The sequence below is a fragment of the Polaromonas sp. 39-63-25 genome (assembly GCF_002278925.1).
In the GTDB taxonomy this organism is placed as follows: Bacteria; Pseudomonadota; Gammaproteobacteria; order Burkholderiales; family Burkholderiaceae_C; genus Polaromonas.
This window is the reverse complement of the sequence record NZ_NCJH01000006.1, coordinates 336,808-347,304: the sequence shown is the minus strand read 5'-3', so window position 1 is coordinate 347,304 and position 10,497 is coordinate 336,808. Positions and strand designations below refer to the sequence as shown.

11 protein-coding genes are annotated in these 10,497 nt (G+C 65.1%); 8 read left to right on the top strand and 3 right to left on the bottom strand.

What is annotated here, in order from left to right; genetic code table 11:
• Window positions 1-12: 12 nt before the first annotated feature.
• The 8 genes from murG to B7X65_RS08120 all read left to right on the top strand — a co-directional run bounded on the left by murG (window position 13) and on the right by B7X65_RS08120 (window position 8,210).
• Window positions 13-1,068 (top strand): undecaprenyldiphospho-muramoylpentapeptide beta-N-acetylglucosaminyltransferase, encoded by a 1,056-nt coding sequence (gene murG / locus B7X65_RS08155; RefSeq protein ID WP_293594102.1) that lies wholly within the window; start codon window positions 13-15, stop codon window positions 1,066-1,068.
• The gene (gene murC / locus B7X65_RS08150; RefSeq protein ID WP_293593788.1) at window positions 1,065-2,498 is read left to right on the top strand and encodes a UDP-N-acetylmuramate--L-alanine ligase; all 1,434 of its coding nucleotides are present in this window, start codon (window positions 1,065-1,067) and stop codon (window positions 2,496-2,498) included. Before murG ends, murC begins: the two co-directional genes overlap by 4 nt.
• A complete protein-coding gene (locus B7X65_RS08145; protein ID WP_293593787.1) occupies window positions 2,495-3,472 on the top strand; it encodes a D-alanine--D-alanine ligase in 978 nt (325 codons plus the stop codon). The genes murC and B7X65_RS08145 overlap by 4 nt, the downstream gene beginning before the upstream one ends.
• Window positions 3,469-4,260, top strand: coding sequence for a cell division protein FtsQ/DivIB (locus B7X65_RS08140; RefSeq protein ID WP_293593786.1), 792 nt, complete (start codon window positions 3,469-3,471; stop codon window positions 4,258-4,260). The genes B7X65_RS08145 and B7X65_RS08140 overlap by 4 nt, the downstream gene beginning before the upstream one ends.
• 4 nt (window positions 4,261-4,264) lie before the next feature.
• On the top strand, window positions 4,265-5,494 hold the full coding sequence (gene ftsA, locus B7X65_RS08135) for a cell division protein FtsA (protein WP_293593785.1): 1,230 nt from the start codon (window positions 4,265-4,267) through the stop codon (window positions 5,492-5,494).
• Window positions 5,495-5,637: 143 nt separating this feature from the next.
• Entirely contained in the window at window positions 5,638-6,870 is a 1,233-nt protein-coding gene (ftsZ, locus tag B7X65_RS08130; protein ID WP_293593784.1) for a cell division protein FtsZ, read from the top strand.
• Between the two features lie 213 nt (window positions 6,871-7,083).
• Window positions 7,084-8,007, top strand: a complete 924-nt coding sequence (gene lpxC / locus B7X65_RS08125) for a UDP-3-O-acyl-N-acetylglucosamine deacetylase (RefSeq protein WP_096699882.1) — start codon at window positions 7,084-7,086, stop codon at window positions 8,005-8,007.
• Between the two features lie 26 nt (window positions 8,008-8,033).
• Window positions 8,034-8,210 (top strand): hypothetical protein, encoded by a 177-nt coding sequence (locus B7X65_RS08120; protein WP_293593783.1) that lies wholly within the window; start codon window positions 8,034-8,036, stop codon window positions 8,208-8,210.
• Window positions 8,211-8,220: 10 nt separating this feature from the next.
• Here the strand turns inward: B7X65_RS08120 and ruvC are convergent, their stop codons facing one another.
• The 3 genes from ruvC to B7X65_RS08105 all read right to left on the bottom strand — a co-directional run bounded on the left by ruvC (window position 8,221) and on the right by B7X65_RS08105 (window position 10,497).
• Entirely contained in the window at window positions 8,221-8,769 is a 549-nt protein-coding gene (gene ruvC, locus B7X65_RS08115) for a crossover junction endodeoxyribonuclease RuvC (RefSeq protein WP_293593782.1), read from the bottom strand.
• A gap of 151 nt (window positions 8,770-8,920) precedes the next feature.
• Window positions 8,921-9,901 carry a phosphatidate cytidylyltransferase gene (locus B7X65_RS08110; RefSeq protein WP_293593781.1) on the bottom strand — a complete coding sequence of 327 codons (981 nt, stop codon included), beginning with the start codon at window positions 9,899-9,901 and terminating at the stop codon, window positions 8,921-8,923.
• The gene (locus B7X65_RS08105) at window positions 9,901-10,497 is read right to left on the bottom strand and encodes a 1-acyl-sn-glycerol-3-phosphate acyltransferase (protein ID WP_293593780.1); all 597 of its coding nucleotides are present in this window, start codon (window positions 10,495-10,497) and stop codon (window positions 9,901-9,903) included. Before B7X65_RS08105 ends, B7X65_RS08110 begins: the two co-directional genes overlap by 1 nt.

The window sequence follows — 10,497 nt, the reverse complement described above, 5'->3', positions numbered from 1 at the left end:
TGCGCTCTCATCATGGCCGGCGGCACAGGCGGCCACATTTTCCCCGGGCTGGCCGTGGCCGAGGCGCTGCGTGAGCGCGGCTGGCGCGTGCACTGGCTGGGCGGCCGGGGAACGGCTGACCATCCGAGCATGGAGAGCCAGCTCGTGCCGCCGCGCGGTTTTCCCTTCGAGAGCATCGAGTTTTCGGGTGTGCGCGGCAAGGGGGTGGCCACGCTGGCCTTGCTGCCGCTGCGCCTGCTCAAGGCTTTCTGGCAAAGCATTGCGGTCGTGCGCCGCGTCAGGCCCGACGTGGTCGTCGGGCTGGGCGGCTACATTGCCTTTCCGGCCGGCATGATGAGTGTGCTGCTGGGCAAGCCGCTGGTGCTGCATGAGCAGAACTCGGTGGCCGGGCTGGTCAACAAGGTGCTGGCGGGTGTGGCCGACCGGGTGTTCACGGCTTTTCCGAATGTGCTGAAAAATGCGACATGGGTGGGCAACCCGCTGCGCCCGGCCTTCACGCAGCAGCCCGACCCGGCCGCCCGGTTTGCGGGCCGCAGCGGCCCGCTGAAATTGCTGGTGGTCGGTGGCAGCCTGGGCGCGCAGGCGTTGAACCGCATCGTGCCGCAGGCCCTGGCCCTGATTCCCGAGGCACAGCGACCCCAGGTCATTCACCAGAGTGGCGCCCGGCAAATCGAGGCGCTGCGCGAGAACTACCGCGCCGCCGGCGTGCAGGCCGAACTCACGCCCTTCATCAACGACACGGCCCGTGCTTTCGCCGAGGCCGACCTGGTGGTCTGCCGGGCCGGTGCCAGCACCGTGACCGAAATTGCCGCGATAGGCGCCGCGGCGCTGTTCGTGCCGTTTCCGGCTGCGGTGGACGACCACCAGACCACCAACGCCGCCTTTCTCGTGAACAACGGCGGCGGCTGGCTGGTGCAGCAGCGCGACCTGACACCCGGATTCCTGGCAGACATGCTACAGAAAACAGAGCGGCCTGCGCTATTGCAGCGGGCGCTTCAGGCCAAAAAGATGCAAAAAACAGATGCCACCGCCGACGTGGTGGCCGCCTGCGAGGAGCTGGCGACATGAAACACGCGATCAAACACATTCACTTCATCGGCCTGGGCGGCTCCGGCATGTCCGGCATTGCCGAGGTCCTGCATAACCTCGGTTACGTGATCTCCGGCTCCGACCTGGTAGGCAGTGCCACCTTGCGCCGCCTGGCCGGACTGGGCATCCAGACCTTTGTCGGCCATGCCGCGGAAAACCTGGTCAGCGTTGATGCGGTGGTCACCTCGACGGCGGTGAAGCCCGACAACCCCGAGGTGCTGGCGGCGCGCGAAAAACGCATTCCCGTGGTGCCGCGTGCGCTGATGCTGGCTGAACTGATGCGCCTGAAGCAGGGTATTGCGATTGCCGGCACGCATGGCAAGACCACCACCACCAGCCTGGTCGCCAGCGTGCTGGCCGAGGGCGGGCTGGATCCGACCTTTGTGATCGGTGGCCGGCTCAACAGTGCCGGTGCCAATGCCCGGCTGGGTTCGGGCGACTACATCGTGGTCGAGGCCGACGAGTCGGACGCCTCCTTCCTCAACCTGTTGCCGGTGATGGCGGTGGTGACCAACATCGATGCCGACCACATGGAGACCTATGGCCACGACTTCGGCAACCTGAAGAAGGCCTTCGTCGATTTCCTGCACCGCATGCCGTTTTATGGCACGGCGATTTTGTGCACCGACGATGCGGCCGTGCGCGAGATCGTGCCGCAGGTGTCCTGCCCCATCACCAGCTATGGTTTTGGCGAGGACGCCCAGGTCCGCGCCATCAACGTGAAGGCGGTCGGCGGGCAGATGCACTTCACGGTGCAGCGGCGCAACGGCGTGATTCTTGCCGACCTGCCGGTGGTGCTCAACCTGCCCGGCGAGCACAACGTGCTCAATGCGCTGTCGGCCATCGCGGTCGCGGTGGAGCTCAACATCCCCGACGCCGCGGTGCAGAAGGCGCTGGCCGAATTCAAGGGCGTGGGCCGGCGCTTCCAGCACTACGGCGACGTGCCGGCGCCTGCCGGCGGCAGTTTCACCGTGATTGATGACTACGGCCACCACCCGGTCGAGATGGCCGCCACGCTGGCGGCGGCGCGCGGTGCCTACCCGGGGCGGCGCCTGGTGCTGGCCTTCCAGCCGCACCGCTTCACCCGCACGCGGGACTGCTTCGAGGACTTTGTGAAAGTCATCGGCCAGGCCGACAGCGTGCTGCTGTCCGAGGTTTACGCCGCCGGCGAGGCGCCGATTGTGGCGGCCGACGGCCGTTCGCTGGCACGCGCGTTGCGGGTGGCCGGCAAGGTCGAGCCGGTGTTCGTCGACGACATCGAGGCCATGGCGCAGGCGATTGCCGACAACGCCCGGGGCGGCGATGTGGTGCTGTGCATGGGGGCCGGCACGATTGGTGCGGTGCCCGGCAAGGTGGTCGAGTTGCTACAAAAAACAGAGCGTTCTGCGCAGGAAGGAAAAGGGCTGTGAGCCTGAAAGACTCCCCATTTGGCAAGGTGGCGGTGCTGCTGGGCGGCCACTCGGCCGAGCGCGAGGTCTCCTTGATGTCGGGCCGCGGGGTGCTGGAGGCGCTGCGTTCGCGCGGCGTTGATGCCCACGCCTTCGACCCGGCAGAGCGCGACCTCGGCGAGCTCAAACGCGAGAACTTTGAGCGCTGCTTCATTGCGCTACACGGACGTTTTGGCGAAGACGGCACGGTGCAGGGCGCGCTTGAGCTGATGGGCATTCCCTACACCGGCTCTGGCGTGATGGCGTCGAGCATCGCCATCGACAAGGTCATGACCAAGCGCATCTGGCTGGCCGAGGGCCTGTCGACCCCGAAGTACCTGTTGCTGCGTCGCGGCGCCTTTGAGCGCCGGCAGGTGATCGCGGTCCCCGACGACCTGGGTCTGCCGCTGATCGTCAAGCCGGCGCGCGAGGGTTCGTCGATCGGCGTGGTCAAGGTGGCAGGGTATTCCGGCATGGTCGACGCGGTCGAACAGGCGGCGCAAATGGATGCCGACGTGTTGTGCGAACAGTTCATCAGCGGGGATGAAGTGACCTGCCCGGTGCTGGGCACGGGGAATGATGCGCGGGCCCTGCCGGTGATCCGCATCGTCGCGCCCGAGGGCAACTACGACTACCAGAACAAGTACTTCACCGACACCACGCAATACCTGGTGCCCTGCGGCCTGCCGGCGGGCGAGGAAGCGGCGATCCAGGCGCTGGTGCTCAAGGCCTACCGCCTGCTGGGTTGCCGCGGCTGGGGTCGTCTCGACGTGATGATTGACGGCAAAACCCGCCAGCCCTACCTGCTGGAAATCAACACCTCGCCCGGCATGACCGGCCATTCGCTGGTGCCGATGTCGGCACGCGCCGCCGGCATCAGTTATGAGGACCTCTGCCTGGACGTGCTGCGCACGGCCAGCCTGGACAACCCGAGAACGCAGGGAGGCGCTGCGTGAGCCAAACCCTGCCTGTCCCGCTGGACGTCAAGCTCATGAACACCACTTCGCTGGTGCTGGGGCTGGCGTTTGCGGGCATGCTGGTGACCTTCGGGGTGTCGTGGCTGCTGCAGCAGAACCTGTTTCGCCTCACGGCCATCCGGGTCGGCGGCGACCTGGGCCACAACAACGCGGTCACGCTGCGCGCCAATGTCGTGCCCAAGTTGACCGGCAATTTTTTCACCGTCGATCTGTTCCGGACACAGGCGGCGTTCGAGAGCGTGCCCTGGGTGCGCAAGGCGGTGGTGCAGCGCGAGTTTCCCAACCGGCTGCGGGTGGTGCTGCAGGAGCACCAGCCGATTGCCTTCTGGGGGCAGGAGGGCGACGCCCGCCTGGTCAACAGTTACGGCGAGGTGTTCGAGGCCAACCAGGGCGACGTCGAGGTCGACGACCTGCCGCTGCTCAACGGGCCGCAGGGCCAGGCTGTGCTGGTGCTGGCGGGCTACCGCAGGCTGGCTCCGGTGTTCGAAAAAATGGACACGCGGCTGGAACTGCTGGAGTTGACGGCCCGCGGCAGCTGGCGGGCCAGGCTCGAGGACGGTGTGCTTATCGAGCTGGGGCTGGGCTCCCTCGACGAGATCCACAACCGTGCCGAACGATTCGCCGCCACGCTGACGCAGGTGTCCAGCAGGTACGGCCGCAATCTCGAGTCGGCCGACCTGCGTTACAGCAATGGGTATGCGCTCAAGCTCAGGGGCGTCACCACCACGGTGTTGGGCGGCAAAGAGGACAGGAAAGCAAAAAGGTAAAGATATGGCGAAAGAATACAAAGATCTCGTGGTGGGGCTGGACATCGGGACCAGCAAGGTCATGGCGGTGGTGGCCGAAGTCCTGCCCGGTGGTGAGCTCAAGCTGGCCGGCCTGGGCATCGCCTACAGCAACGGGCTCAAGCGCGGCGTGGTGGTCAACATCGACGCCACGGTGCAGAGCATCCAGCAGGCGCTGAAAGAGGCCGAGCTGATGGCCGACTGCAAGATCGCGCGTGTCTACACCGGCATCACCGGCAGCCACATCCGCGGCATCAACTCCAGCGGCATGGTGGCGGTCAAGGACAAGGAAGTCACGCAGGCCGACGTGGCCCGCGTCATCGAGACCGCCAAGGCCATCAACATCTCCACCGACCAGCGCCTGCTGCTGGTCGAGCCGCAGGAGTTCGTGATCGACGGCCAGGACGTGCGCGAACCCATCGGCATGAGCGGCATCCGGCTGGAAGCCAAGGTGCACATCGTGACCGGTGCGCAAAGTGCGGCGGAAAACATCATCAAGTGCGTGCGCCGCTGCGGCCTCGAAGTGGACCAGCTGATGCTCAACCCGCTGGCCTCCAGCCTGTCGGTGCTCAGCCGCGACGAGCAGGAACTCGGTGTGGCGCTGGTCGACATCGGCGCCGGCACCACTGACGTGGCGATTTTCACCGGCGGCGCGATCCGCCACACGGCCGTGATCCCGATCGCCGGCGACCTGATCACCAGCGACATCGCCATGGCGCTGCGCACCCCGACCAAGGACGCCGAAGACATCAAGGTCGAGAGCGGTTTTGCCAAGCAGTTGCTGGCCGATCCGGACCAGCAGGTGGAGGTGCCGGGCCTGGGCGACCGCGGGCCGCGCATGCTGTCCAAACAGGCGCTGGCCGGCGTGATCGAGCCGCGCATCGAGGAAATCTTCTCGCTGGTGCAGCAGGTCATCCGCGAGTCCGGGTACGAAGAGGTGCTGTCGTCCGGCATCGTGATCACCGGCGGCAGTGCGGTCATGCCGGGCATGGTCGAACTCGGCGAGGACATTTTTCTCAAGCCGGTGCGGCGCGGCATTCCGCGTTATTCGAGTGCACTGTCGGACATGGTGGCCCAGCCGCGCGCGGCCACCGTCATGGGTCTGCTCGAGGAAGCCCGGCTGGCGCGCATGCGCGGGCACCGCGTTTCGCAAAAGGCAGGCAGTGTTCATAACGCTTTTGGCCGGGTCAAGGACTGGCTGGTGGGGAACTTCTGATGAAAAAATTTCCGGTTTTTATCTGGCGGAGTCCGCGGTGCAGCCACTCGGGGGGCGCCGATCCCCCTGCGTGACGGTTTTTCCCATCGAAAAGAAACTAATAAAAATTTTTGGCAACTGCAACATATGGATAGGAGGCTCACATGAGCATCGAAATGATTGAAATCGAAGAGTTCAACCAGGGCACGCAGATCAAGGTGATCGGCGTGGGCGGCGGCGGCGGCAATGCGGTCGAACACATGATCGAGCGCAACGTCCAGGGCGTGGAGTTCATCTGCGCCAACACCGACGCACAGGCACTCGGCCGCGGTAGCGCGCACAAGCAGATCCAGCTCGGCGGCAGCGGCCTGGGCGCAGGCAGCAAACCCGAGAAGGGCCGTGACGCGGCCGAGATGGCGGTGGACGACATCCGTGCCGCCATCGCCGGTGCGCACATGCTGTTCATCACCGCCGGCATGGGTGGCGGCACCGGCACCGGCGCCGCGCCGGTGATTGCGCGCATCGCGAAAGAAATGGGCATCCTCACCGTCGGTGTGGTGACCAAGCCTTTCGAGTTCGAGGGCGGGCGCCGCATGACCAATGCCGACCTCGGCCTGGCCGAACTCGAAGCCAATGTCGATTCGCTGATCGTGGTCCTCAACGAGAAGCTGCTCGAAGTGCTGGGCGACGACGTCACGCAGGACGAAGCCTTTGCGCACGCCAACGACGTGCTGAAAAACGCCGTCGGTGGCATTGCCGAGATCATCAACGTTCCTGGCCATGTCAACGTCGACTTCGAGGACGTGCGCACCGTGATGGGTGAGCCCGGCAAGGCCATGATGGGCACGGCCCGTGCCAACGGCCCGGACCGCGCACGCATCGCGGCCGAGCAGGCCGTGGCCTGCCCCCTGCTCGAAGGCATTGACCTGTCGGGCGCCAAGGGTGTGCTGGTGCTGATCAGCGCGGCCAAAGGTTCGCTGAAGCTCAACGAGTCCAAGCTCGCGATGAACACCATCCGCGCCTATGCTTCGCCTGACGCACATGTGATCTACGGCACGGCCTACGACGACGATCTCGGCGAAGACATCCGCGTCACGGTGGTCGCCACCGGCCTGAGCCGTCAGGGCATGCGCCGCCAGGCGCCTCCGCTGCAGGTGCTGCGTACCGGCACGGACAACATGCCGGTGCTCAACATGGCGGTCGGCGGCGCAACCGTCAGCGGGTCCCATCCGGGTGGCAGCAGCATGGGTTCGGCACAGACCGACTACGGCAACATGGCCGTCCCCAGCGTCTGGCGCACCAACCGCACGCAGGCGGCGGCCAAGGTTGATGCGCTGGCGTCGGGCGGTATGGACGACTTCGAGATTCCGGCTTTCCTGCGCAAGCAGGCGGATTGATCGGTGTAAAGCTACTGCGCAATCCGATCTTGCATCTGCGGTGCTCACCGTACCTGGGTACGGCTCCGCTCCTCAACGCAAGCTCGGGCTGCTCGCTACGCTTTCCATTCGATCAATCAGTGATTCGATCGCGGGACCGCTAATCACACAGGCCATGTGCGTCATTGCGCATGACCAGGTGCGTCTTGTCCGGCCCCAACCTAAAATAACGCCATGCTCGCCCAAAGAACCCTCAAATCCCTGACCAAGGCGGTGGGTGTGGGCCTGCACAGCGGTCAGCGGGTCGAGCTGACTTTGCGGCCGGCGGCGCCGGACACCGGCATTGTGTTTAGGCGCGTGGATCTGCCGCAACCGGTGGACATTCCCATTTCCGCGCAGGCGGTGACCGACACGCGCCTGGCTTCAACGATTTCAAGCGGCAGTGCCAAGGTGCACACGGTCGAGCACCTGATGTCGGCCTGCGCCGGCCTGGGCATCGACAACCTGTATGTGGACATCACGGCCGAAGAGGTGCCGATTCTCGACGGTTCGGCCTCCTCGTTTGTGTTTTTGCTGCAGTCGGCCGGCATTGAGCTGCAGGCAGCACCGAAACGTTTTATCCGCGTGCTCAAGCCGGTGGAGGTACGGGAAGGGCAGGGCGCCAGCGAGAAATGGGCGCGCCTGTCGCCCTACAACGGCTACAAGCTTGGGTTTGAAATCGACTTCGACCACCCTGCGGTGGATTCCACCGGCCAGCGTGTGGAGTTCGACATGGGCAGCGGCTCCTACAGCCGTGACATCGCGCGCGCGCGCACCTTCGGTTTTACCAAGGACGTGGAGATGATGCGCGCCAACGGGCTGGCGCTTGGTGGCGGCCTGGACAATGCCATCGTGATGGATGACTACAAGGTGCTCAACACTGACGGCCTGCGTTACAACGACGAGTTCGTCAAACACAAGATCCTCGATGCGATGGGCGACCTGTACCTGCTCGGCAAGCCGCTGCTGGCCGCCTACACGGCCTTCCGTTCCGGCCATGCGCTGAACAACAAGCTGCTGCGCGAGCTGCTGTCGCACGAAGATGCCTGGGAAGTCGTCACCTTCGACGATGAAAAAAAAGCGCCCCAGGGTTTTGCGACCCTGGCGCGGGCCTGGTAGCTGCCGGGCCGAACGCAGGAGGATGCATGCCGGTTTTTCGTGTCGCCATTTTCCTTTTGCTGTTCGCGGCCGGCGCGTCCTTTGCGCTGTATGCGATCACTTCCCAGGTCCGCTACAAGCGCGCGGGGCTCGCCATCCTCAAATGGACGCTGGTGGCCGCCTTCGTCTTTTTTGCCATCCTGATTGCAGACCGGGTGATCTGAGCCAGGCGCCTCAGTAATGCCGGCCGTCCTTGAAGGACGCGGTGGATTTACGCTGCAGCGTCGCGGCGCGCGCCAGGATGGCGGCGGAGCCTCCCACATGGGCATGGGTGATCGCCAGGCCCAGCGCGTCGGCGGCGTCCTTGCCCGGCAGTGACGGCAGTTTGAGCAATCTCATCACCATCTCCTGCACCTCGGGCTTGCCGGCCTTGCCGTAACCCGCCACCGCCTTTTTCATCTGCAGTGGTGTGTATTCGGCCACCTCGATGTTGCAGCTGACCAGGGCCGTGACACAGGCGCCGCGCGCCTGGCCCAGCATCAGGGTGGCCTGCGGGTTGACGTTGACAAACACGATCTCGCAGGCCGAGCTGTCGGGTGTGTAGCGGGCGGTGATTTCGCAGATGCCGTCGAACAACACCTTGAGCCGCGCTGGCAGGTTGCCGCGATCCAGGTGGGTGGTCTTGATGGTGCCGCTGGCGACATAGCTCAGCGCGTGGCCCTCCACGTCGATCACGCCGAAGCCGGTGATCTGCAGGCCCGGATCAATGCCAAGAATTCTCATGGGCCCCCACGCTTGTCACTTCGTGTACTACGCTGCCCCCCGAGGGGGCACTGCGCCTGCGGCCCGGCAAAGCCGGTTCCGCGGCCCTTGCGGCCCGGCAAAGCCGGTTCCGCGGCCCTGACTGATAAATACAAAATCTCGAAACGCAGACTCATAGGCCAAAATACCACCGAACCGAGTGGAAAAACACAGGCGCGGCAAAACACAGGGCGTCGACGCGGTCCAGCAGGCCACTGGCGCCGGTGACCGACCGGCCTTCGCTGCCCCAGTTGGTGATGCCGCGGTCGCGTTTGAGGGCTTTCATCACCAGGTGGCCGAGCGAGCCGGCCACGCAGGCGATCAGCGCCATGGCAACGGCCTGCGCCGGCTTGAAGGGCGTCAGGCCCGACATCAGGCCGCCGACAAACCCCCCGACCATCAGCCCGATCAGCCAGCTGCTCCAGTGAAAGCTCTGGCTGACCTGGGGCGCCGTGGGCGGGCGCGGCCACTTGCGCGCAGCCAGGTGCTGCACCAGCATGCCGGTCTGTACGACAAACACCAGAAAAAACACCAGGAAGGCGTTTTTGCCGCCGTAGCCCGGAAAGTCCAGCAGCAGCAGGGCCGGCACATGGCTGATGCCATAGACACAGACCATGATGCCCCACTGCAGCTTGGCATTGCGCTCCAGAAAGCGCTGCGGGTCGTTGGCCAGGGCGCTGACCACCGGGATCGCCAGGAACACATACACCGGGATGAACACGGTTACCAGGTCAAAGCGCTCGGTCATGACCAGCCAGAACTGGACCGGCAGCACCACAAAGAAGGCCAGCACCAGGCTGCGGTGGTCGCCGCGGCGGGTCGGCGACAGGGTGATGAATTCGCGCAGGGCGAAAAAAGCCACCAGTGCAAACAGCAAGGTGGCCATCGTCTCGCCCAGGGCCCAGCCGACCCAGAACACGGTACACATGATCCACGAGGTGTTGAGCAGGCTGCTGAACTCCTTGATGTCCTGCGTTCGGACCTCGTCCTCGCCGCTGTCGCGCAGTGACATGATGAGCGCCGCGATGCCGGCCACGATCAGCAGGCCGAACACCACGACAAACAGCAGGCCCACTTGATGGGAAGGGCTCAGGTTGCGCAGAAAGCTGCTCATCAGCTTTCCCTCAGCGCCAGCACGGCATCACGCGCACGCGCCAGGAAGGCGCCGCGGTCCTCTCCTTCCTGCAACGCCATGGGCGCACCGAAGGTGACCGAGCACAGGATGGGCACGGGCACCACTTCGCCCTTGGGCATGACGCGCTGCACGTTGTTGATCCACGCTGGCACCAGCACCACCTGCGGAAATTTCTGCGCGAGGTTGTACAGGCCCGACTTGAAGGCCTGCGGCTCTTCCTGGTGGCCGCGCGTACCCTCCGGAAACAGGATGATGGAGTCGCCGCTTTCGAGCGCATCGATCAGCGGCTCCAGCGGGTCCTGGTCGCCGGTCTTGGCGCGGTCCACGTAGATCGCGTTGAACACGGCCGTGGTGAGCCACTGCTTGAACGGCGTTTTGGTCCAGTAGTCCTTGGCGGCGATGGGCCGTGTGATGCTGCGCAGCTCGCTGGGCAGGGCGGCCCAGATCAACACCAGATCGGCGTGGCTCTGGTGGTTGGCGAAATAAATGCGCTGTTCGGCCTTGGGCGGGCAACCCTGCCAGCGTGCCTGTGCGCCTGTCAGCGCCCGGATCAGGCCCAGGAGAAACAGGCTCAT